This window comes from Microbacterium sp. NIBRBAC000506063, assembly GCF_017968845.1.
Lineage (GTDB): Bacteria > Actinomycetota > Actinomycetes > Actinomycetales > Microbacteriaceae > Microbacterium.
The window spans coordinates 831,014-853,190 of the sequence record NZ_CP072876.1 but is presented as its reverse complement, the minus strand read 5'-3'; the positions used below and the strand labels follow the sequence as shown (position 1 = coordinate 853,190).

Sequence of the window (22,177 nt, the reverse complement as noted above, 5' to 3'; positions counted from 1 at the left end):
CGGCGCGCTCGTCGCTGCGCCCGCCTATGCCGCGACCGCGACGGTCAACGGCAGCATCACGGCCGCGAACGAGGCCGGGCTGGCGGTGACGATCGACTTCACGGGCGTCGAAGAGCTCCCCGCGGGCAAGACGGGAGTCTACGTCGCGCTCACCGAGTCGGGTACGACGAACGTCGTCTTCCCCGGGCAGTACGTACCGGCCGCGACGATCGTGGGCGGCGCGGGGTCGGGGTCGTACACCGCGCCTGCGGCGAACCTTGACCGGTCGACCTCCTACGAGGCACTCGTCTGGTTCGCGCACGGGAACCCGACGGCGGATGTGATCGTCGGGCGCCAGTCCGTGGCGATCTCGGGCGCGCAGTGGGACGCCGTGTTCGGCGCCGAGGACGACGACGAGTCCGACGGGGAAGGTTCCGGCGGCGACGGGGAAGGCTCCGGCGACGAGGGCGACTCCGGTGAGGACGGCGACTCGGGTGAGGGTGACTCGGGCGAAGGCGCCGAGGACGGCGACGGCGACTCCGGCGAGGAGGGCGGCGCCTTCACGCCGGTACTCTCCGCCTCGCTCGAGGACGGGACGGAGCTCTCCTCCGGTGCGACGGTGTACAAGGGTGACACGGTGGTTGTGCGGGGTTCGGGTTTCGATCCGGAGGGGAATGTCTCCACGCGTGCTCCGGTGACGGTGGGTGATCCGGCGGGGAACTATGTGGTCTTCGGCAACTTCGCCGAGGCGTGGCAGCCGTCGACGGGTGCGGGTTCGGGTGATCGTGCGGTCGCGGTGCAGCGGTGGGCGATGACGGATGCGACCTTCGCGAACATCGACGCGCGGTACATCAACGCGGTGGCCGGTCAGCGGGTGACGCTGGGCACGGACGGCTCGTTCGAGTTCTCGATCGAGTTGGAGGGCATCTCCGGTGCGGCGCCTGAGGGCGGCTCCTATGGTGTGTTCACCTATGTCGCCGGCGGCGCCACGAACGACCCCGCCCAAGAACTCGAGCTGCGGCTGGACTATGTCGACAGCGAGCGGCCGTCGCCCTCGATCACCGCAGAGCTCGCCGACGGGACCGAGCTCGCCGAAGGCGCGACGGTCTACAAGAACGACACGGTCGTGGTGCGGGGTTCGGGCTTCGACCCGGAGGGGAACATCTCCACGCGTGCTCCCGTGACGGTCGGCGACCCGGCCGGGAACTATGTGGTGTTCGGGAACTTCGCCGAGCAGTGGCGGCCGTCCAGCGGTGCAGCGGGGTCGCAGCGCTCGGTGGGCGATCAGCGATGGGCGATGACGGATGCGACCTTCGCGAACATCGATGCGCGGTATATCAACGCCGTGGCCGGTCAGCGGATCGTGCTGACCGAGGACGGCACCTTCGAGGCGGAGCTGACGGCGAAGGCCGCGGCGGCCGCCCCGGGTTCCTACGGCGTGTTCACCTATGTCGCCGGCGGTGCCCCGAACGACCCCGCCCAGGAGCTCGAGCTGCGCCTGGAATATGTCGACGAGGAGCGCCCGAGCGGTCCGGCGCTGGAGGTCTTCGCCGCCGACGGTGTGACGCCGGTGGGCGACTCGCCCCTCTATGAGGGTGACACGGTGGTTGTGCGGGGTTCGGGTTTCGATCCGGAGGGGAATGTCTCCACGCGTGCTCCGGTGACGGTGGGTGATCCGGCGGGGAACTATGTGGTCTTCGGCAACTTCGCCGAGGCGTGGCAGCCGTCGACGGGTGCGGGTTCGGGTGATCGTGCGGTCGCGGTGCAGCGGTGGGCGATGACGGATGCGACCTTCGCGAACATCGACGCGCGGTACATCAACGCGGTGGCCGGTCAGCGGGTGACGCTGGGCACGGACGGCTCGTTCGAGTTCTCGATCGAGTTGGAGGGCATCTCCGGTGCGGCGCCCGAGGGCGGCTCCTATGGTGTGTTCACCTATGTCGCCGGCGGCGCCACGAACGACCCCGCCCAAGAACTCGAGGTCCGACTCGACTACCGGGGCAAGGCTCCCGCCACCCCGACCCCGGAGCTGACCGTGTCGCCCTCGAGCGACCTCGACCCGGAAGCAGCGAACGTGCTGACCGTCACCGGGACCGGCTTCGCCGGGCCGGGTGCCGCCAACGGCGCCTACATCCTCTTCGGCGAGACCTCGGCCTGGTCGGGCGGAGCGCCCCTTCCGAGCGAGGGCTGGATCGTGCAGAGCTGGGTCCCGGCGGCGCTGATCTCCGACGGCGCCTTCACCACGACCCTGACGATCCCCGCGGGGACGCTCGACCCGGACAAGACCTACCAGGTGGCCTCCAGCGCCGCGCACGGGCTCTCGCAGACCGATCGCAGCCTCGACGCCTTCGCAGCCGTGACCGTCGCGCAGCCGGCGACCGGACCGGGCCAGGAAGGCTCGCTGACCTGGGGCTTCGCACCCTCGTTCATCTCCTACGTCGAGGGCCCGATCGCGGGCGGCTCGGTCACCGTCGCTGCTCCGGCGACGCGGGCGGGCGGTCTGTTCACCTTCGCGCAGTCGCTCGCGGGCACGTCCTTCGACGCGGACAAGGGCACCGGCGCGGTCGCCTACGCCGGCTCCCTCCGGTTCACCGGGCACCACGGCGCACTCGACATCACGGTCGCCAACCCGGTCATCACCGTGACGTCGGCGACGGCGGGCACGCTCGCGGTCACCAGCGGCGGCGAGCGGGTCGTCCTGGCCACCCTCGATCTGAGCAAGGCCACTCGCTCCGCCTCCGACGGGGCACTCACCTTCACCGGCGCGCCGGCGACGCTGACTTCGGCAGGCCTGGAGAAGGTGTTCGACGGCGCGGCGCCCACCAGCGGCCTCGCCCCGGTTACCTTCACGGTCGGCGTCGCCTCCGTGGTCGTGCCGCCGGAGCCGCCGACCGGTCCGGTCGGCCCGAAGCCCCCGACGACGCCGACCACCCCACGACGCCGACGGCGCCCACGGGCCCGACCGTCCCGGGCGGCTCCCTCCGCTGGGCGATCTCGTCGAGCTTCGCGAGCTACGTCACCGGTCCCATCGCCAAGGGCGCGATCTCGGTGTCGGGCGGTGCGACGCGCTCGGGCAGCCAGTTCCAGTTCGGGCAGGCCGCCGGCAGCACCTTTGACCCGGCCACCGGAACGGGCTCGGTCTCGTACGTCGGCTCGGTGCGCTTCACCGGACACCACGGCGTGCTGGACGTCACGATCAGCAACCCGCGGATCGTGATCACGTCGGCGAACGCCGCGAAGCTCTACGTCACCAGTGGCGGGGCCCAGGTCCCGTTCGCGACGCTGAACCTCGGCGCGGGTGCGAGGACGACGAACAATGGTGCCGTCACCTACACGGCCGTTCCCGCCTCGCTCACCAGCGCCGGCCTGAACCAGGTGTTCGCCGGCTACAGCACGAGCCTCAACCCGGTGACCTTCACGATCGGCGCCGCCGCATCGGCTCCGGCCGGGGCCTCGGGCACGGTCGCGAGCGCGGCATCCGACGAGGACTCCGTCGAGCTTCCGGCGTCACCGCCGGCCACCGACGGCATCGAGGCCGAAGCCGAGTCGCTGGCTGCGTTCTCGACCGGCGGTGCGGGCACGTTCTCGGCATCCGGCTTCGAGGCGAACGAAGAAGGCATCAAGGTCGTCGTGTACTCGACGCCCGTCCTGCTCGACACGGTGACCGCGGATGCGGACGGCGTCGCGACGTGGACCGGCGCCGTGCCCGCGACCCTCGCGGACGGCGAGCACACGCTCACCTTCCAGGGCTCGGTCGACCGCGGTCTGGTCTTCACCCTCGAACGGGGCGCGACCAGCCTGGCCGTCGGCCCGTGCCTCGTCGAGGGAGCCACGCTCAGCTGGGGCTTCAAGGAATCGTTCCGCGTCTACATCGAGGGCATCGCCAAGGGCGGGTGGGACCTCACCGACGTCGAGTACCAGTACCCCGACTACGTGTGGACCAGCGGCACGGGCGCCATCGACCCGGATGCCGCGACGGGACTGGTCACGCTCGGCGGCAAGCTCGCCTTCCACGGCCACGACGGCGCGCTCGACACGAAACTGAACAACGCGCGCATCGAGCTGGCGGGCGAGCGCGGATACATCGTGTTCGACATCACCGGCACCACACAGGAAGGCGACGACGTCGACCTCGCGGATGTGCGCTTCGCCGAGTTCTCCCTGGAGGGGGCAGAGATCTCGGACGGCGTGCTCACTCTCGATGCGCTGCCGGCGACGCTGACGGATGCCGGTGCGGCCGCCTTCGGCACATACCCGGCCGGTGAGGAGCTCGACCCGGTCTCGGCAGTGATCCCCGTGGCCGCCGACTGCGGCGCTCCGGTGGAGGCCGAGCCGATCGTCGAAGCCGCCCCGATCGAGGAGGCTCCGGAGGAGTCGGATGCCGGCGGCGCACCCGTCTGGCCGTGGATCGCAGGAGGCGTGCTCCTTGCCCTCCTGCTGGGCATCGGCATCGGTGTGCTGGCCACGCGGGGCCGCAAGCCCGCCGCAGCCGAGGTGGCCGCGGAGTAATCCGCAGTCGGTACGGAACCGGCCGTCGAGCACTCGCTCGGCGGTCGGTTCCGTATATGCGCACGGCGGGCGCAAAGGGCAGGGGTGCGAGAATGGAAGGCATGGAGCCCGATCAGAGCCACGAGACCTCCCTCGCCACCGTCCGGCGCGTGCCGCGCTACGGGGTGTTCATGGCGCTCGGCGCCGTCGTCGCGGTCATCGTGACGCTCGTGCTGACGATCAGCGGCAGCGGCGGTCTCTCCGCGGTCCTGAACGACCAGTTGCCGGTGTCCGACACCGGGGTCCACTACAGCTTCGGCCAGGTGCTCGGCTTCGCCCTGCTCTTCCTCGTGCCGGTGGGTGTCGCCCTCGGCGCCCTGGTCGCCGTGCTGATCGAGCGTCTCACGCGAAAGAACGACCGTGTTGTGCGCGTCGACCACGAGACGATCATCGAGGTCGACGAGCACCCCGAGCCGGGCGCCCCCACCGGTCGTTGAGCGAGGCCGCCGCAGGCGACCGAGACGAAACGCAGCACGCTTGTCCGGACAGGGCACCGCGTTTCGTCTCGCGAAGACCCGTGCTGAGCGAGCGCAGCGAGTCGAAGTGTCGCTCAACGACCGGGGGTCAAACGGGGTAGGACGTGTCTCTACGCCAACTCCGCGATGATCGGGCGGATGGCCGCATCGAAGGCGACCACGTCGCGGCGGAGGCCGTCGGTCACCGCGACGGTGAGCGCACCGATCCACCACACACCGCGCTGCGCCAGCGGCAGAACCTGCACGTTCAGCTCGAAGGAGTGGGCGCGCCGCCCGACCTCGCGCTCGAACTCGGCGATCGCGCTCGCATAGGCGCGATAGGCGCTGCCGCCCGCGGCCGGCTTCATCGCACCCACATACCGATCGTGCGCCTTCCTCGCATAGACGACGGCGTCGGGCGCGAGTGGCGCGATCGCCGCGCGCAGCTCCTCGGCGCCTTCGGCGGGGAGCGCGACGAGGGTGTCGAAGCCCTCGACGAGCTCGAGAGGACCGGATGCCGGGTGCGCCTGCGGCTCGACCGTCATGTTCCAGTAGTCCACCCACTGCGCCTCGAGGGCGTCCGTGGCGTCTGCGGCATCCGGAGCCCTCTGCGGGAGGTCGCGCAGGCTCGGCAGATCGTCGGGCGCCCGTACCCCGATCTGCTGACGCAGGGCGAGCGCGACCAGCACGGGGACGCTCGCGTCCTCGCGGATGAGCCACTGGGGCTTGTCGGCCATGGCCCCTATCGTAGGGGATGCCCGGGCGGCGACGAGGGGCCCGGTCGCGGCGGTATCCTTGAGGGTGTCCTCCCACACCTATGCCGAAGCCGGCGTCGACACGGCTGCCGGAGACCGCGCCGTCGAGCTGATGAAGTCCGCTGTGCGCGCCACGCACGGCCCCGAAGTGTTCGGCGGTGTCGGCGGCTTCGCCGGCCTCTTCGACGCCCGTGCCCTCCTCGGGTACACCCGTCCGCTGCTGGCGTCGAGCACCGACGGCGTCGGCACGAAGGTCGCCATCGCCCAGGCGATCGACAAGCACGACACGATCGGCCACGACCTCGTCGGCATGGTCGTCGACGACATCGTCGTGGTCGGCGCCAAGCCCCTCTTCATGACCGACTACATCGCCTGCGGCAAGGTCGTGCCCGAGCGCATCGCCGACATCGTCCGTGGCATCGCCGAGGCCTGCACGCTCACGGGCACCTCGCTCGTCGGCGGCGAGACCGCCGAGCACCCGGGCCTCCTCGGGCCCGACGACTACGACGTCGCCGGCGCGGCGACCGGCGTGGTCGAGGCCGATCGGATGCTGGGCCCCGAGCGGGTCCGCGCCGGCGACGTCGTGCTGGCCCTCGCCTCCAGCGGTCTTCACTCCAACGGCTACTCGCTCGTGCGGCACATCATCACCCGCGCGGGCATCTCCTACGGCGACAATGCGGCCGACTTCGGTGCCACCTGGGGTGAGGCGCTGCTCACGCCCACGCGCCTGTACACCTCGCCGCTGCTGACGATCGCCGATGCTTTCGATGAGCGGCTCCACGCCCTCAGCCACGTGACCGGCGGCGGCATCGCCGCGAACCTCGCCCGCGTCCTCCCGCAGGGCACCTGGGCCGAGGTCGACCGTTCGACTTGGTCGCCCGCGCCCGTCTTCCGCGTGCTCAGCGACATCGCGGGCACTTCGCTGGAGTCCAGCGAGGGCACCTGGAACCTCGGCATCGGCTTCGTCGCGATCGTCGCGGCGGATGCGGCATCCGATATCTCCGCCGCCCTCACCGCCGCGGGCATCGACACCTGGCCGGTCGCCACCGTGCGCACCGGCGCCCGTCCCGACGGCGATTTCGAACAGGGGGCGAAGGGCGTCGACGGCGGCGCCGTCCGCCTCGTCGGCGCATACAAGAACTGAGCGGAGCGAACGTAACCCAATGTGCGGCATCGTCGGAATGGTGGGCAGGGCGCCGTCAACCAAGAGATCTACGACTCGCTTCTGCTGCTCCAGCATCGGGGGCAGGACTCGACCGGCATCGCGACCGCCGAGCCCAGCGGCGTCTTCCACATCCACAAGGAGCGGGGGATGGTGCGCGACGCCTTCCGCACGCGCGACATGCGCACGCTCCTGGGCACGATCGGCCTCGGCCACGTCCGCTACGCGACCCGCGGCTCCGCCTCGCAGGAGGAGGAGGCCCAGCCGTTCTACGTCAACGCCCCCTACGGCATCGTCCTCGTGCACAACGGCAACCTCACCAACACGCGTGAGCTCACCGACATCCTCTTCCGCAAGGACCGCCGGCACCTGAACACGTCCTCCGATACGGAGCTGCTCGTGAACATCCTGGGCAGCGAACTGCAGGCGTCGATCTCGGGCACCGAGCTCGCGCCCGAGGAGATCTTCCGCGCCGTCAGCCGGGTGCACGACCGCGCCGAGGGCTCCTACGCCGCCATCGCGCTCATCGCCGGGTACGGTTTGCTTGCCTTCCGCGACCCCTACGGCATCCGTCCGCTCATCCTCGGCACGCGCCGGGGCGAGGACGGCACCTACGAGTGGGTCGTCTCCAGCGAGTCGCTCGTGCTCGAGAACGGGGGCTTCGAGGTCGTCCGCGACGTCGATCCTGGCGAGGCGGTGTTCATCGATCTCGACGGCCACCTGCACACCCGCCAGTGCGCGAAGGACCCGCAGCTGGCGCCGTGCTCCTTCGAGTACGTGTATCTCGCCCGCCCCGACTCGATCATGAACGGCGTCGCCGTCTACGAGTCGCGCCTGCGGATGGGCGATCGCCTGGCGGCCACGATCGCCAAGCACGTGCCGCTCGAGAACATCGACGTCGTCATGCCCATCCCCGACTCCTCCCGGCCCTCGGCGATGCAGGTCGCGCGCAAGCTCCGCAAGGAGTACCGCGAGGGCTTCTACAAGAACCGCTACGTCGGCCGCACCTTCATCATGCCCGGGCAGGCCGTCCGCAAGAAGAGCGTGCGGCAGAAGCTGAACGCGATGTCGAGCGAGTTCAAGGGCAAGAACGTGCTGCTGATCGACGACTCGATCGTGCGGGCACCACGAGCAAGGAGATCATCCAGATGGCGCGGGATGCCGGCGCGAAGTCGGTCATCTTCGCCTCGGCCGCGCCGCCCGTGCGCTACCCGCACGTGTACGGCATCAACATGCCCTCGCGCGAGGAGCTCGTCGCCCACGGCCGCACGATCCCCGAGATCGCCGAGGTCCTCGGATGCGACGCGCTCGTCTATCAGGAGATCGACGATCTCAAGGCCGCGATCATCGAGGGGTCGGAGATCACCGATCTCGACATGAGCTGCTTCGACGGTCGCTACGTCACCGGAACCGTCACCGACGAGTACCTCGCCTGGGTCGAAGGCGCGCAGTCATCATGACCGCGGTGCGCTCGCCGTGGCGCGGGCGCATCCTCGCCGTCCTCGGGATCTTTCTGTGCGCGTTCTCGCTGCGCTCCGCGGTGGCCTCGCTGTCGCCGATGTACGACCTCATCTCGGCGGAGATCCCGCTGTCGTCGCCGGTGATCGGACTGATCGGCACCCTTCCGCCGGTGTGCTTCGCCGTGTTCGGCATCCTGACCCCGCTGCTGGAGCGGTGGCTGGGGCTGGAACGGCTGACCGTCCTCGCGCTCTCCGTGATCTCGGCGGGGCTCATCGGACGCGCCTTCGCCGGCGACGCGATCGGCCTCGTGCTGTGGACCGCGTTGATCTTCGCCGGCGTGGGCATGGGCAACATCCTCCTGCCGCCGCTGGTGAAGAAGTACTTCCCCGACCGCATCGGCTCGCTGATGACGCTCTACACGCTGGCCATGGCGCTGTCGACGTTCCTGCCGCCTCTGGTCGCCGTGCCGATGGCGGATGCCGCGGGCTGGCGCGTGTCGCTCGGCCTGTGGGGCGTCTTCGCGATCGCCGGACTCATCCCGTGGCTGCTCATGCTGTGGCGCCCTCGGCGGCCCCGCTCACCACGGCCCCGCCTGCCGGCCCCGCAGGTGCGCCGCATCCGTCGTCCGGCGGCGACCGGGAGGTCGCCGAACCGGTGACCGGTCCGATCGCGACCGCCCGCAGAACAGATCGGCCTTCGCCCGGATGGGCCGCGTTCCGCTCGTCTGGGCGCTCGCGGTGACCTTCGGCACCTCCTCGGTGATGGCCTACGTCACCTTCGCCTGGTTCCCCACTGTCATGATCGACATCGCCGGGGTGGATGCCGCGACCGCCGGATTCCTGCTGTCCCTGTTCGCGTTCATCGCGCTCCCGGCGTCGCTGCTCGTCCCCGTGCTGGTCGTGCGCTTGCAGGCGACGCGTCCGCTGTTCCTCGTCGGGGTGATCTCCGGCCTCGTCGGGCTGACGGGGCTTCTCCTGTTCCCGGTGCCGTCGCTGCTGTGGCTGTGGACGGTGCTCTACGGGCTGGTCGGGCTGCTGTTCCCGCTTGCCCTGGTGCTCATCAGCATCCGCTCCCGCACCCCGGAGAGCGCTGTGCTGCTGTCGAGCTTCGTGCAGAGCGTGGGCTACACCGGGGCCGCCGTCTTCCCCATGCTCATCGGAGTGCTGCACGATCTGACCGACTCCTGGTCGGTGCCGATCCTCGTGCTCATCGGCGTGCTGGTCTTCGCGATCCCGTTCGGGATCATCGCCGGCCGCCGCACGACCGTGGAGGCCGAATGGGAGCGTCGCCACGGCGCGACCTGGTGACCGCGTCCAGGTGGGTCGGAGCCGATACCCAGGCAATCCCGGGGTTCGGATGCGACCATCGAGACATGCGCAGTGCTCCCTCCGCCCTCGAGCTCGAGATCCACGATGAGATCGCCGAGGGGGAGAGCCCGAATCACCCGATCCGGAGGTGGCTCGCCGGCATCCGCGAGAAGGTCGCGCAGCGGCCCCACGTGAACCTCGCCTACCGGATCCTCGTCGCCACGCTCGGCACGATCATCGTGCTCGTGGGCATCGTGCTCATCCCGCTGCCCGGGCCGGGCTGGCTCATCGTGTTCCTCGGCCTCGCGGTGCTGGGCACCGAGTTCCACTGGGCCCGGCGCCTCATGGTCTTCGCCAAGCGTCAGTTGAGCAGGTTCTGGGCGTGGTGGAATGCGCGACGCGCTCGCCGCGCGGCACGCGTCGAGTAGTCGGTTCGCCGCCGGTCAGCGGGTCGTGGTGATCAGATGACGCGGCGGACCCTCGAGGCGGGCGACGGCGACCTTCACCTCGGTGAGCTCCTGCTCGACGCGGTCAAGCCGACTTTCCACCTTGTCGAAGCGCGCATCCATACGAGCATCGAACCGGTTGATCATCCACCCGAAGCCACCGATGAACGCGACCAGGAGTGTCGCCCCGGTGGCGATCATCGTCACGATCTCTGCGGACACCGTCATGCCTCCATTCTCCCCGTGATCCGGTCGGTTGTCACGACCCTATGGCGCGGGGCGACGCCCTCGATCCCGAGGCTCCGGATGTCTGTCAGGAACTGCGGAGGATCGGTCGCTGACGGCGTCCGGTGCAGAAGAGAAGGCGCTCTGCGGCATCCGGTCAGGAAGAAACGCCCGCCGCACGAGGCGACGGGCGTGACGAACGGGCTTCAGGCTCGCTCGTACTCGTCTTCGTCTTCGTCCGCGTACTGGTCGGCCCACTTGTCGACGTAGGCGTCTTCGGAGTCGTTGGGATGACCCAACTCGCGCTCGAGCGCAGAGTAGTTCACCTCAGGACTGTACGCCTTGAGTTCGCGGGCGATTTTTGTGTGCTTCGCCTTCTGACGGCCACGCCCCATGCGCGAGACCCCCTCACGAGTTGAGCGGCGGGCGTTCCGGCACCCGCTGCATTCACGACACCGGCGACAAGCCGGTAAGAGTAGCATTCAGAATACCATGGGAGCAGGTGCCGTCCGCCGTAGCACGGTCCGTGAAGGGAGCGATCCAGATGACCGATACGACCCCCACGCCTGATGAGCAGGCCGTGCAGAACGCCGCCCTGCAGAAGGCCGTCATCGTCGGCATGCAGCCCACCCAGTCGCCCCGGGTCCTCCAGGAGGGGGTCCGCTACGCGAAGATCCTGGGCGTCCCGCTCGTCGTCGTGCACGTCGACGTGACGCGCTTCGTGACCTACGAGGATCCCGACGGCTATGTGCACTCGGCGCCGATCGACATCAACCTCGATGCGGGAGCCGCGGAGTTCACCGAGGTGCAGCATGCCGCCGAGAAGGCGCTCGCGGGGGCGGATATCACGTGGACCGCCCGGCAGCTCGTCGGCGACCCGGCCCTGGCGATCAAGCAGCTCGCCAACCGCCTGGACGCGCAGCTCATCGTCGTCGGGACCCGCAAGCGCGGGCTCGGCGAGTCGATCCGGGAGTTCTTCACCGGATCGGTCGCCGCTCGCCTCGCCCATCGCCAGCATCGCCCGATCCTCGTGGTTCCGCTGGAGGAGCCGGTCGAGGACTCGCAGGACATCTGGGTCGAGTAGTTCGCGGGTACTGCTCGTCCGTGCGTCTCGCCCGTGAACATTCGGGACCGGTCCCACGGGCTCAGCGCGAGGGCCGCCCTCGCGTGTCTCCGTGGGACCGGTCCCGATTTTTCGGCTGTCAGCGCAGCGCGCGCGTGATCGCCTCGGCCGCGGCGTCCAGCGCCTTCTCGAGGTCATCGACGACGGATGCCGCCAGCGCCCCGCCGCGGGCGACGTGCGTGCGCAGCACCGACCGCGCCCGCCCGCGGAACGCGTTGATCACGGCGTCCGCCCGGTGCAGCTGCTCGCGGCTGCCGACGGCATCCGCCGTCTCCGGTGCCGGGGCGTGCTGTGCGCGGAGGAGGAGGCGCGCGTGCTGCGCGACTCCTGGGCCGCGGCGGCGAGATCGGCGCGCAGGCTCTTCATGGCGTCCTGCACGCTCTGGCGCACCGAATCGGCGATGAGCCGCACCGAGTCGGCGAGGTCCTCCTCGATGCCGGCGAGGTCGTCTTCGCGGGAGTCGAGCTCGGCGCGGCCGGCGTCGGTGATCGCGTAGATGGTCTTGCGGCCGTCGACGGTCTTGGTGACCAGACCCTCCTCCTCGAGCTTGGCCAGGCGCGGGTAGATCGTGCCGGCGCTGGGCGTGTACGTGCCTCCCGTGCGATCGGCGAGCGCCTGGATGATGTCGTAGCCGTGCCGCGGCTCCTCCGCGAGGAGCGACAGCAGGTACAGGCGCAGCTCGCCGTGCGAGAAGACGGCGGGGTCATGCGTCCCACTCCTCGTCGTTCTCGGTGCTGGTGATCGGGCCGTGGCGGAGCACGGTCAGATCGCCCGAGACCGAGTTGAAGCGCAGGTCGACGAAGGAGCCGGCCAGCTCACCCGTCGAGCCGTTGTAGCTGGAGGGCCGGCGGAGCCGCGGTCGACACCGTCGATCGTCAGGCGGCCGTTCATGCTGCGCACGGAGTACTTCGCGGCGAGGCTCTCGGGCAGTCGGACGGTGGCGCCGCCGGCGACGGTGTTGAGAGCGATCGTGTCGATGGATGCGGTGGTGTCGACCACCATCGCCCCCGAGACCGTGTCGATCGCGGCCTTGCTCGGGGTGCCGGTGACCGCCACGTCGCCCGAGACACTGTTGGCCGAGAAGGCACCGTCGAGGCCCTGCACCTGCACGTCGCCCGAGACGGCGTTGACGGTCAGGTCGCCCGTGTGCGTGTTGACGATGACGTCGCCGGAGACGGTGTTCAGGCGGGCATCCGATTCGAGGCCGGACACGAGTGCGCTGGCGCTGACGACCCCGAGGTTCAGGGCGATGTCGCGGGGGACGGCGACGCTGACCTCGGCGCGCGGGCCGCCCGAGCCGAAGTTGCGGAAGACCTCGAGGAAGTTCTCCCAGCTCAGCTGCGGGTGGTCGATCTCGAGCTGCGTGCCGTCGTGCTCGATGCGGAGGTCTTTCACGGTCACGCCGTGGACCTCGACCCGGATGCCGGGTTCGTCGTGGGCGATGATGTCGACCTGCCCGCGGACGAGGCCGATCTTCAGGCGCTGCGCGCGCTCGATGTCGATGACGCGGGTCTCGCCCGGGGCGATGAGCCACTTCTCGGTCATGGTGTTCTCCTGTTTCTTTGGAAGTCTGATCGCGATATATCGCGTGTTTCAAGAATAACACGATATATCTCGAGTTTGTCAATACTCTCGTCTCGCCGGTCTCATTTGTTGCGGGTGCGCAGCCATCGAGGTCGCATCAACTGAGACCGCCAAACCTCTCGGTCTCGGGTGATGCGGGGATACCGGGCCTCGTGTCGCAACATGTGAGACCGGCACGCGGGGGCGCAGGGAAGACGGGAGTTGACATTGACGCGACGTCAACTTCTACGGTGGTACGGAACCACAGAGAGAGGAGGCGATCATGCCCGGTGAAGACTGGTCCATTCAGGAGATCGCGCGCCTGGCCGGCACGACGAGCCGCACGCTGCGGCACTACGACGACATCGGTCTGCTCGCTCCGAGCCGCATCGCCGCGAACGGCTACCGACACTACGACCAGGACGCGCTCGTGCGCCTGCAGCGGATCCTGCTGCTGCGTGGGCTCGGACTCGGGCTGCCGCAGATCGCCGATGTGCTTCGCCCTTCGGCGGGCTCAGGGACCGCTCTTGAGGAGGTGTCCGCGCTCGAGACCCACCTCGCCTACCTGCGCGAGGAGCAGAACCGGCTCGCCCGTCAGATCGAGGCGGTCGTGCACACCATCGACGGACTGAGAGGAGGTGAACAGCTCATGGCAGAGAAGATGTTCGACGGCTTCGACCACACCCGGTACAAGGAGGAGGTCGAAGAGCGCTGGGGCGAGGACGCGTACGCGAAGAGCGACCGCTGGTACCGCGGTATGTCGGATGCCGAGCGCGCCGCGTGGCAACAGAAGGTCGCCGACCTCGGTCGCGACTGGACTGCGGCGGCCGAATCCGGCACCGATGCGGCATCCGATGTCGCCCAGGACCTCGCCCGCCGCCACGTCGAGTGGTTGCGGTCGATCCCGGGCACGCCCGCCGCATCCGGCGAGGAAGTGAAGGGCTACGTGCTCAGCCTCGGCGACATGTACGTCGCCGATCCGCGCTTCGCCGCCAACTACGGCGGCACCGAGGGCGCGACCTTCGTCCGCGACGCGCTGCGCGTCTACGCCGCGGCGAACCTGTGACGCTGCGCGCGAGGGAGGAGAAGTGCGCGTCGGGAGGACGCCCGCGCGGCATCCGCTCCTCCCCACGTGTGCTCTCCTCCCCGCCTGCGCGAGGAGAACGCCACCTGCACGGCGAGAAAGCCTTCACGCGCCGGGAAAGCAGTCCCCGGGCGGTAGGGTGGCACTCGATGAGCATCACGAGGCGGACTCTGCTTATCGGCGCCGGATCCGGTGCCGTCGCGATGCTGCTCGCCGCCTGCACGCCGCGGCCCGAGCCGACACCGACCGCGACCGTGGATCCGACGCCTCCCGAGCCCGTCGAAGGAGCGCCCGAACCGGCCGCGATGCTGCGCAGCACCTGGGCCGACGACCCCTACTCGCGCGGATCCATCAGCTATGTGCCCGCCGGCGCCACGCCGCAGCACCGCGAGGCGCTCGGCGAGGCGCTGGAGAATCGCGTGTTCTTCGCCGGCGAGGCGACGGATGCCGAGCACCCCGGCACCGTCCGAGGCGCGATCGACTCGGGTCGCCGTGCGGCCTTCGCCGTGTTGGCGGCAGGCGAACGCGGTGAGCGCATCGCCGTGATCGGTGCCGGTGCGGCCGGTGCCGTCGCGGCGCGCACGCTCGCCGACGGGGGCGCGGACGTGATGGTCTTCGAGGCGCGCGAGCGCACCGGCGGCCGCCTCCACTCCGTGCACGACGAAGCCTGGCCGCTGCCGGTGCAGCTCGGCGCCTGGCTCTCGGCACCGGGCGACACCGCCTCGGTCGCGGCGAGCCTCGATCTCCCGGCGATCACGCAGCTCCCCTTCGACAGCAGCATCGGGCAGACCGAGGGCGGCGAGGTCGAGAGCCTCGGCACTGCGGAGATCCAGGGCGCCGTCGAGGAGGCGGCGGGCCGTCCCGCCGACATCCCGCTGCTCGATGCGCTGGCGGAGGCGGGTGCCGACATCGAAGACCCGCAACTCCTCGCCTCCCTCGCCTGGCTCGAGGCGACGACCGGCGTGGACGCGGCGCGGGCGTCGAGCTGGTTCCCGCCCTCGCTCCCCTCCGACACGCTCACCGGCGCACCGGTCGACGTCGGCGTGATGGTCGAGGAGGCACTGGACGACCTCGACGTGACGCTCGCCTCCCCGGTGGGCCGCATCGCCTATGACGAGGAGGGGTCAGTCTCCGGCTCGGAACCGGCGAGGCGCTCTCCTTCGACCGGGTCGTCGTCACCGTGCCCCTCGGCGTGCTGCAGGAGCAGGCGATCGAGTTCGCCCCGGCGCTGCCGTTCGCCAAGCGCGGGGCGATCGCCGCCCTCGGCTCCGGTTTCGTCGAGACCGTCTGGCTGCGCTTCGACGAGCACTTCTGGGAGACGGATGCCGTCATCTGGCACGTGATCGGCGGCGATGCCCTCATCCGCACCTGGCTGAACCTCGCCCCGCCACCGGCGAACCCGTGCTCGTCGGGCTCGTCGGCGCAGCGGCGGCCGAGGAGTTCGCATCCCTCGACGATGATGAGGTGGAGCGCGCCGCGCGTTCGTCCCTGGCCTTCTTCACTCCGGAGGCGTAGTCCGGTCGTCTGGCGGTGCTCGCTCGACGACCGGTGGGAACGCGGTGGTGCGCAGGCGGCTGACGGCGACGAGCCCGCTCGCCACGAGCGCGAAGATCGACAGCGCGATCGCGCAGCTGATGATCAGCTCGAGCAGCCCAGACACCTGCCGGAGGTCGAGGAAGTAGTACGGGTACCAGCCGATGACGTTGCCGCGCCACAGCGTGAACACGCCCCAGAGCACCGGGTAGAGCAGCACGAACGGCACCACACGCCACGAGGCAGCACGGCGGCCGGGCCCCAGGATCCAGGCCACGATGGTCCACGCCGGGAGCACGAAATGCAGCACGACGTCGGACCAGGGCACCCAGATCGGGATGCCGCGGGAGCCGGCCTGCCAGACGATCACCGCGAAGGCGAGACCGGCGGTGATCGTCCAGCTGAGCACGATCGCCCGCGCGGTCGTCAGCCATCGCGGATCCTCCGCACGGCGCAGGGCGATCACGCCGGCGATCAGGGCGAGTGCGGCGAAGGCGATGTTCGACTGGATCGTGAGGTAGGCGAGGAAGTTCTGGCTGGCGATCGTCTGCGAGCCGAGTGCCCAGAGCCAGCGGTGGACGAGGGCGACCACGCAGACGGCCGCGGTGAGCAGACGCGCCCATCCGAATGCCGTTCTCATGTTCACCTGCGTGCTGCCTCCCGCATCGGGTCGCTGGGATCGCCTTCCCGTGAGTTTACGTAATCGGATGCCGCGGCATCCGTCCGGCTCGCGCCGCGGCACATGCCACGGACAGACGGGGCCGCGGACGCCGGGGAGTAGGGTAGCCGCGTGCTCATCCGGATCCTGCTCGTCGCCGCCGGCGGTGCGCTGGGCACGGCGGCACGGCTCGGTCTGGATCTGGCCCTGCCCGCCCCGGGCGGATTCCCGCTCGCGATCCTGCTGGCGAACATCGCCGGCGCGTTCTTCATCGGCGTGGTCATGGGTCGGATGCCGCGGGCCACCGGCATCCGTCTGTTCCTGGCGACGGGGGTGCTGGGAGGCTTCACGACCTACAGCGCCTTCGGTGCGGGAACGGTCGAGCTCTGGGAGAGCGCCCCGGCCCTCGCTCTGTTCTTCGCCGCGGCGAGCCTCGTGCTGGGGGTGATCGCCGCCGTCCTCGGGCTGCGCATCGCCTCGCCGCGCCGGGGGGAGGAGTCGTGACACCGCTCGTCTTCCTCGCCGCCGCGCTCGCCGGCGGAGTCGGTGCCGCCCTGCGCTATCTCGCCGACCTGGGCGTGGCGCGTCTGGCCGGACGCCGGTTCCCCTGGGGCATCCTCCTCGTCAACGTCTCGGGTTCCTTCGCGCTGGGCCTCGCCGCCGGGCTCGCCCCGGACGCCCTGTTCATCGTGGGTGCCGGCCTCCTGAGCGGCTATACGACGTTCTCGACGGCGATGCTCGACACTGTCGTGCTCTGGCGGAACGGGGAGCGCCCGGCATCCGCTCTCAATCTCCTCGGCACGTTCGTGCTGTCGGTGGCGGCGGCGCTCGCGGGCCTGCTGCTCACCAGCTGACGGAGCGGGAGCGCCCCCGCACCCGCCCCAGCGACCCCCTCCCAGCAACCCCACAAGGCGGAGCTGTACAAAAGTACATGTACAGAAGTCCAGGAGAACGATGACCGAGCAGCCACGCCGCAAGCGCGACCCCGAAGCGCGTCGCGCCGCGATCGTGACGGCGGCCGCCGAGCTCATCACCGAGGTGGGCGTCGACGCCGTCACGCACCGGATGGTCGCCGCCCGCGCGGATGTGCCGCTCGGAGCGACGACGCAGTACTTCGCCACGCTCGACGACCTTCGTGACGCCGCGCTGGAGCTGCTCGTCGCGCATATCGAGACGCAGATGCAGCGGATGCGCGAGGCCTTCGAGGTGCGCGGTGCGACCGCGACCGTCCTCGCCGAGGTGCTCACGGCTGCTCTCGCCGACGCGCGCTCGGTACGCGCCGATCGCGCCGTGGTCACCGCGGCGGTGCACGATCCGAAGCTGCGCGCGATCGCGAACTCCTGGTCGCAGGAGATGATCGGCATCCTCGAACCCCACTACGGACGCGACCGCGCCAGCGCAGCGGCGGTCTTCGTCGACGGCATCCTCTGGCATCTGCAGATCAGCGACGATCCGCTTCCGCACCGCATCATCGAAACCGCGCTCGCCGGCATCCTCGGCGAGTCTGATCGCCGCACCACCTGACCCGGAGAACCGACGTGTCGAACCTTGCCGTCTTCAGTCTGCGCAACCGTGCACTCATCGCACTGATCACCATCGTCTCCGCCGTCTTCGGCGGCCTGGCGCTGACGAACCTCAAGCAGGAGCTCATCCCCTCGCTGGAGCTGCCCGCGCTCGTGGTCATGGCGACGTACCCAGGCGCCTCGCCCGAGGTCGTCGAGAACGACGTGTCGACGCCGATCGAGACGGCGATCCAGGGCGTCGCCGGCCTGGAGTCGACGAGCGCGACGAGCACGACGAACGCGAGCGTCGTCCAGGCGATGTTCACCTACGGCACGAACCTGGCGACGGCCGAACAGAAGATCCAGCAGGCGATCAACCGCATCTCCTCGCAGCTGCCCGACGACGTCACACCGCAGGTGCTCTCGATCAGCCTCGACGACCTGCCGGTGATCCAGATCGCCGCGACCGGCTTCGCCGACATCGAGACGGCGCAGTCCGACCTCGAGCGTCTCGCGATCCCCGATCTGGAGGACGTCGAGGGCGTCAACGCCGCTGCGATCGTCGGCGGGATCGGGCAGCGCATCACGATCACGCCGGATGCCGCAGAGCTCGCCGCCGCGGGGCTGGACACCCAGGCGATCTCCTCCGCGCTGCAGCAGAACGGCATCCTGTTCCCCGGCGGCGAGATCACCGAGGGCGACCGCACGCTCACCGTCCAGACCGGCGCGAAGCTGACGTCGGTGGAGGACATCGCCGAGCTCCCGCTCGTCGGTTCTCCCGTGACGATCGGCGACGTCGCCACGGTCGCGCAGGAGTCCGACCCGGTCTCCTCGCTCTCGCGGGTGAACGGCGAGGAGGCCATCTCGATCTCGATCACCAAGCTCCCCGCAGCGAACACGGTCGAGGTGTCGGAGGGCGTGATCGCCGCGCTCGACGAGATCGCCGCATCCTTCCCGGATGCCGAGTTCACGATCGTCTTCGATCAGGCGCCCTTCATCGTCGACTCGATCGAGACGCTCGCCGTCGAGGGCGTGCTCGGTCTCGTCTTCGCGGTGCTCGTGATCCTCGTCTTCCTCATGTCGGTGCGCTCGACGCTCGTCACGGCGATCTCGATCCCGACGAGCGTGCTGATCACCTTCGTGGGGATGCAGGCCTTCGGCTACTCGCTCAACATCCTCACCCTCGGTGCGTTGACGCTCTCGATCGGGCGCGTCGTCGACGACTCGATCGTCGTCATCGAGAACATCAAGCGGCATTATGTCGGCGATGCGAACAAGATCGCGGCGATCAAGCTCGGCGTACGCGAGGTCGCCAGCGCCATCACGGCATCCACCGTCACGGCCGTCGCCGTCTTCCTGCCGCTGGTGTTCGTCGGCGACATGGTCGGCGAGCTGTTCCGTCCGTTCGCGATGACGGTGACGTTCGCGATGAGCGCCTCGCTGCTCGTGTCGCTCACGATCGTGCCGGTGCTGGCGTACTGGTTCCTGCGTCCGGGCAAGCCGCTGCTCGACGAGGCCGGCAACGCGGTCGACCCCGAGCACCCCGAGGCCCCGCCGACGCGTCTGCAGAGGGCGTATCGGCCGATCCTCACGTGGACGCTCAAGCACTCCGCGGTCACGCTCATCCTCGCGGTGCTGGTGATGGGTGCGACGGTCGCGGCCGCGCCTCTCATGAAGGTCAACTTCCTCAGCGACAGCGGTCAGAACACGATGACCGTGACGCAGAACCTCGGCCCGGGCGCGAGCCTGGAGGCCAAGGACGAGGCGGCCCGCCTGGTCGAGGAGGCGCTCGAGGGCATCGACGGCATCGAGACGGTGCAGGTATCGATCGGGTCGAGCGGTTCGGCGATGATGGACGCGTTCTCGGGCGGCGCCGGGGCGACCTTCTCGATCATGACCGATTCCGCGGTCGACCAGGAGGAGCTGCGTGCCGACGTGCAGGCGGCCCTGGACGGTCTGTCGGATGCCGGTGACGTGGCCGTCAGCGCCTCGGCCGGGTTCGGCTCCTCCGACATCGCGGTGAGTGTGAGCGCGGCATCCGAGACCGATCTGGAGGAGGCGACCCTCGCGATCGTCGACGAACTGCAGGGCCGCGACGGCATCGGCAACGTCACGCACAACCTCTCGGCCTCGCTGCCGTACATCGCCGTCGTCGTCGACCGGGAGGAGGCCGCTGCGCGCGGCCTCTCGGAGGTCGCGGTCGGTCAGATCGTCTCGAACACGATGCGCCCGCAGCAGCTGGGTGCGGTCGAGATCGACGGCACCTCCGTGAGCGTCTACCAGGCGACCGATGAGCCGCCGGTGACGGTCGAGGAGCTCCGCGAGCTCATCGTGCCGACCGCTCTCGGTCCCGTCGAGCTGCAGGACATCGCGACGGTCGAGGAGCGCGAGAGCGCCACCTCGATCACCACCGTCGGCGGGATGCGCACCGCGACGATCACGGTGCCGCCGGCATCCGATGACCTGGCCGTCGGCACCGCCTCGGTGACCGAAGCGCTCGATGCCGTCTCACTGCCGGACGGCGCGCGGGCCGAGATCGGCGGCGTCGCCGCGCAGCAGCAGGAGTCGTTCGAGCAGCTGGGCCTGGCGATGCTGGCGGCGATGCTCATCGTCTACGTCGTGATGGTCGCGACGTTCAAGTCGCTGCGTCAGCCGCTGCTGCTGATGGTGTCGGTGCCGTTCGCGGCGACGGGCGCGATCCTGCTGCAGATCGCCACCGGCATCCCGCTGGGCGTCGCCTCGCTCGTGGGCGTGCTCATGCTCATCGGCATCGTGGTCACGAACGCGATCGTGCTCATCGACCTCGTCAACCAGTACCGCGAGAAGGGCTGAGCGCGCACGACGCGACCCTCGCCGGCGGCGAGAAGCGTCTGCGCCCGATCCTGATGACGGCGCTCGCGGCGATCTTCGCGCTGACCCCGCTCGCCCTCGGCATCACCGGGCACGGCGGGTTCATCTCGCAGCCGCTCGCGATCGTCGTGATCGGCGGTCTGCTGTCGTCGACGGTGCTGACGCTGATCGTGCTCCCGACGCTCTACAACCTCGTCGAGGGGGCGAAGGAGCGTCGCCGCGAGAAGCGCGGGGAGCCCGCGGTGGCGGATGCCGCCGCCTGGCCGCCGCCGTCGGATGCCGGCCTGACCCGCCGCGCGCTGCGCGATCGTACCGGGGACTGATCCCCTCGCCACGACCAGCGAACCGCGTTCCGTTCTCCGGGAGCGGCGGATGCCGCGGAGCGCTCAGCCGGCGAAGACGATGCCCCAGCGCAGCTGCCAGGAGGCGCCCGGGGGCAGGCGGCGCAGGCCGATGCCGCTGTTGAAGGCATCGGCGGGGGCCGTCATCGGCTCGACGGCGACCGTCAGATCCTGCCCGGGGTAGTCGGGGTGATGTACACCTGCACGCTGTCGAAGCCCTCGCCCTGCCAGAGCGTGACCCGGCGACCGTCGGGGCGGAGAGCGTGTGGCGCACGCGCCCGTCGGCATCGCGCTCCAGATCGGTGAAGCCCGTGTCGAGCGAGATCTCGCCGAGCGGCACGCCCTCGCGCAGCACGGCCGGGGCGGCGACGGTGCGCACGGGCAGCATCCGCTCGTCCGCCTCGAACGCGGTGCGCGCGGGGATGCGCAGCACGAGCGCACGCGGGTCGGCGCCGCCGATCGTGAGATAGGGGTGCGCGCCGAGGGCGACGGGGGCGGCGACAGGCGACCTGTTCACGAGCGTGTGCGTGACTTCGATGCCGTCGTCGGTGAGCGCATAGGTGACCGCCGTCTCCACGAGGTACGGGTAGCCGGTCTGCGGGTGGACGGTCGCGCGGAAGGTGGCCGCGGCATCCGACTGCTCGATCTCATAGGCGGTGAAGCGCAGCAGGCCGTGGCTCGCGTTGCCGTACTTCGGCTCGGTGATGGCGAGCTGGCGGGGCGTGCCCTCGTCGTCCCAGCGCCCGTCGCGGATGCGGTTCGGCCACGGCGCGAGGACGATGCCCGCGCACGCCGGCGCCGGCTCGTCATCGGGGAAGGGCGGCACGATCTCGGTGCCGTCGACGGTGAGGGCGCGCAGTGAGGCACCGACCTGCGAGATCTGCGCACGCACGCCGCCGCGGGAGAGGTGCACCTGGATGCCGGTGGGAGAAGTCACCCCGTCATCGTACGCGGCACCGGCGGTCTCCCAGGTCGGTGCGCTAGCGTGTACGGGTCGGCTTCGGGCATCCGCGGCCCCGAGCGGGGTGCGGAATCGTGTGTGAATGTGTGAGCCCAGGGGCCGATGGTTCACAACCATCACGATCTGAATGGCCCCCGGCCGACGAATGTCCGGGTTCACCGTGCCGCGCGGCGATCCTGCGCGCGCATGGCGCTGTTCCTTGAGAACAACCCGAGTAAGGACAC

General features: G+C 70.0%; 18 protein-coding genes and 7 pseudogenes. 17 read left to right on the top strand and 8 right to left on the bottom strand.

Going from position 1 to position 22,177, the window contains the following annotated elements; all coding sequences use genetic code 11:
• Positions 1–790 precede the first annotated feature (790 nt).
• The 3 genes and pseudogenes from KAE78_RS18420 to KAE78_RS04790 form a co-directional block, all read left to right on the top strand.
• Positions 791–2,770 (top strand): annotated as a pseudogene (locus tag KAE78_RS18420) (HtaA domain-containing protein); the annotation flags it as partial.
• A 200-nt stretch (positions 2,771–2,970) separates the two neighbouring features.
• Entirely contained in the window at positions 2,971–4,488 is a 1,518-nt protein-coding gene (locus tag KAE78_RS04795; RefSeq protein ID WP_223172400.1) for an HtaA domain-containing protein, read from the top strand.
• 101 nt (positions 4,489–4,589) lie between these two features.
• Positions 4,590–4,964 carry a potassium transporter Trk gene (locus KAE78_RS04790; protein WP_223171995.1) on the top strand — a complete coding sequence of 125 codons (375 nt, stop codon included), beginning with the start codon at positions 4,590–4,592 and terminating at the stop codon, positions 4,962–4,964.
• Between the two features lie 149 nt (positions 4,965–5,113).
• Here KAE78_RS04790 and KAE78_RS04785 read toward each other — a convergent pair whose 3' ends face one another.
• Positions 5,114–5,719: a zinc-binding alcohol dehydrogenase gene (locus KAE78_RS04785; RefSeq protein WP_223172399.1), complete on the bottom strand. Its 606-nt coding sequence runs from the start codon at positions 5,717–5,719 to the stop codon at positions 5,114–5,116.
• 130 nt (positions 5,720–5,849) lie between these two features.
• Between KAE78_RS04785 and purM the strand changes: the two genes are divergently transcribed.
• The 5 genes from purM to KAE78_RS04765 all read left to right on the top strand — a co-directional run bounded on the left by purM (position 5,850) and on the right by KAE78_RS04765 (position 10,095).
• Positions 5,850–6,881, top strand: a complete 1,032-nt coding sequence (gene purM / locus KAE78_RS04780; RefSeq protein WP_411156017.1) for a phosphoribosylformylglycinamidine cyclo-ligase — start codon at positions 5,850–5,852, stop codon at positions 6,879–6,881.
• A gap of 21 nt (positions 6,882–6,902) precedes the next feature.
• Positions 6,903–8,279, top strand: a complete 1,377-nt coding sequence (gene purF / locus KAE78_RS04775) for an amidophosphoribosyltransferase (RefSeq protein WP_223171993.1) — start codon at positions 6,903–6,905, stop codon at positions 8,277–8,279.
• Positions 8,280–8,355: 76 nt separating this feature from the next.
• Entirely contained in the window at positions 8,356–9,018 is a 663-nt protein-coding gene (locus tag KAE78_RS17345; protein ID WP_262927758.1) for a CynX/NimT family MFS transporter, read from the top strand.
• 46 nt (positions 9,019–9,064) lie between these two features.
• The gene (locus KAE78_RS17340; protein ID WP_262927757.1) at positions 9,065–9,667 is read left to right on the top strand and encodes a hypothetical protein; all 603 of its coding nucleotides are present in this window, start codon (positions 9,065–9,067) and stop codon (positions 9,665–9,667) included.
• A gap of 65 nt (positions 9,668–9,732) precedes the next feature.
• Positions 9,733–10,095 (top strand): TIGR02611 family protein, encoded by a 363-nt coding sequence (locus KAE78_RS04765; RefSeq protein ID WP_223171992.1) that lies wholly within the window; start codon positions 9,733–9,735, stop codon positions 10,093–10,095.
• A 15-nt stretch (positions 10,096–10,110) separates the two neighbouring features.
• Here KAE78_RS04765 and KAE78_RS04760 read toward each other — a convergent pair whose 3' ends face one another.
• Positions 10,111–10,341, bottom strand: a complete 231-nt coding sequence (locus KAE78_RS04760; protein WP_223171991.1) for a hypothetical protein — start codon at positions 10,339–10,341, stop codon at positions 10,111–10,113.
• A gap of 203 nt (positions 10,342–10,544) precedes the next feature.
• Positions 10,545–10,733, bottom strand: coding sequence for a DUF3073 domain-containing protein (locus KAE78_RS04755; RefSeq protein WP_223171990.1), 189 nt, complete (start codon positions 10,731–10,733; stop codon positions 10,545–10,547).
• A gap of 149 nt (positions 10,734–10,882) precedes the next feature.
• Between KAE78_RS04755 and KAE78_RS04750 the strand changes: the two genes are divergently transcribed.
• Positions 10,883–11,422, top strand: a complete 540-nt coding sequence (locus KAE78_RS04750) for a universal stress protein (protein ID WP_223171989.1) — start codon at positions 10,883–10,885, stop codon at positions 11,420–11,422.
• A gap of 118 nt (positions 11,423–11,540) precedes the next feature.
• On the opposite strand, the gene KAE78_RS19440 is transcribed toward KAE78_RS04750, so the two are convergent.
• Positions 11,541–11,684, bottom strand: coding sequence for a hypothetical protein (locus KAE78_RS19440; RefSeq protein ID WP_411155986.1), 144 nt, complete (start codon positions 11,682–11,684; stop codon positions 11,541–11,543).
• A 12-nt stretch (positions 11,685–11,696) separates the two neighbouring features.
• Here KAE78_RS19440 and KAE78_RS19435 point away from each other — a divergent pair, with 12 nt between their 5' ends.
• Positions 11,697–11,957: a hypothetical protein gene (locus tag KAE78_RS19435; RefSeq protein WP_411155985.1), complete on the top strand. Its 261-nt coding sequence runs from the start codon at positions 11,697–11,699 to the stop codon at positions 11,955–11,957.
• A 23-nt stretch (positions 11,958–11,980) separates the two neighbouring features.
• Here the strand turns inward: KAE78_RS19435 and KAE78_RS19430 are convergent.
• Together KAE78_RS19430 and KAE78_RS04740 are read right to left on the bottom strand one after the other, a co-directional pair.
• A pseudogene (locus KAE78_RS19430) lies at positions 11,981–12,082 on the bottom strand (PadR family transcriptional regulator); the annotation flags it as partial.
• Positions 12,083–12,164: 82 nt separating this feature from the next.
• Positions 12,165–13,006: pseudogene (locus tag KAE78_RS04740) on the bottom strand (DUF4097 family beta strand repeat-containing protein).
• A gap of 301 nt (positions 13,007–13,307) precedes the next feature.
• On the opposite strand from KAE78_RS04740, the gene KAE78_RS04735 reads away from it, so the two are divergent.
• From KAE78_RS04735 to KAE78_RS19425, 3 genes and pseudogenes are all read left to right on the top strand, one after another.
• Positions 13,308–14,090, top strand: coding sequence for a MerR family transcriptional regulator (locus KAE78_RS04735; protein WP_223171988.1), 783 nt, complete (start codon positions 13,308–13,310; stop codon positions 14,088–14,090).
• Positions 14,091–14,257: 167 nt separating this feature from the next.
• Positions 14,258–14,749 (top strand): annotated as a pseudogene (locus KAE78_RS04730) (FAD-dependent oxidoreductase); the annotation flags it as partial.
• Between the two features lie 536 nt (positions 14,750–15,285).
• Positions 15,286–15,540, top strand: a pseudogene (locus tag KAE78_RS19425) (FAD-dependent oxidoreductase); the annotation flags it as partial.
• A 66-nt stretch (positions 15,541–15,606) separates the two neighbouring features.
• Here the strand turns inward: KAE78_RS19425 and KAE78_RS04720 are convergent.
• Complete coding sequence (locus KAE78_RS04720) at positions 15,607–16,281, bottom strand: Pr6Pr family membrane protein (RefSeq protein ID WP_223171987.1); 675 nt, start codon at positions 16,279–16,281, stop codon at positions 15,607–15,609.
• Between the two features lie 150 nt (positions 16,282–16,431).
• On the opposite strand from KAE78_RS04720, the gene KAE78_RS04715 reads away from it, so the two are divergent.
• The 4 genes and pseudogenes from KAE78_RS04715 to KAE78_RS04700 all read left to right on the top strand — a co-directional run bounded on the left by KAE78_RS04715 (position 16,432) and on the right by KAE78_RS04700 (position 20,974).
• Positions 16,432–16,803 carry a fluoride efflux transporter FluC gene (locus tag KAE78_RS04715; RefSeq protein ID WP_223171986.1) on the top strand — a complete coding sequence of 124 codons (372 nt, stop codon included), beginning with the start codon at positions 16,432–16,434 and terminating at the stop codon, positions 16,801–16,803.
• Positions 16,800–17,153 carry a fluoride efflux transporter FluC gene (locus KAE78_RS04710; protein WP_223171985.1) on the top strand — a complete coding sequence of 118 codons (354 nt, stop codon included), beginning with the start codon at positions 16,800–16,802 and terminating at the stop codon, positions 17,151–17,153. The genes KAE78_RS04715 and KAE78_RS04710 overlap by 4 nt, the downstream gene beginning before the upstream one ends.
• Before the next feature lie 100 nt (positions 17,154–17,253).
• The gene (locus KAE78_RS04705) at positions 17,254–17,823 is read left to right on the top strand and encodes a TetR/AcrR family transcriptional regulator (protein WP_223171984.1); all 570 of its coding nucleotides are present in this window, start codon (positions 17,254–17,256) and stop codon (positions 17,821–17,823) included.
• Positions 17,824–17,837: 14 nt separating this feature from the next.
• Positions 17,838–20,974: pseudogene (locus tag KAE78_RS04700) on the top strand (efflux RND transporter permease subunit).
• A 379-nt stretch (positions 20,975–21,353) separates the two neighbouring features.
• On the opposite strand, the pseudogene KAE78_RS04695 reads toward KAE78_RS04700, so the two are convergent.
• Positions 21,354–22,070 (bottom strand): annotated as a pseudogene (locus KAE78_RS04695) (hypothetical protein); the annotation flags it as partial.
• Positions 22,071–22,177: the final 107 nt, after the last annotated feature.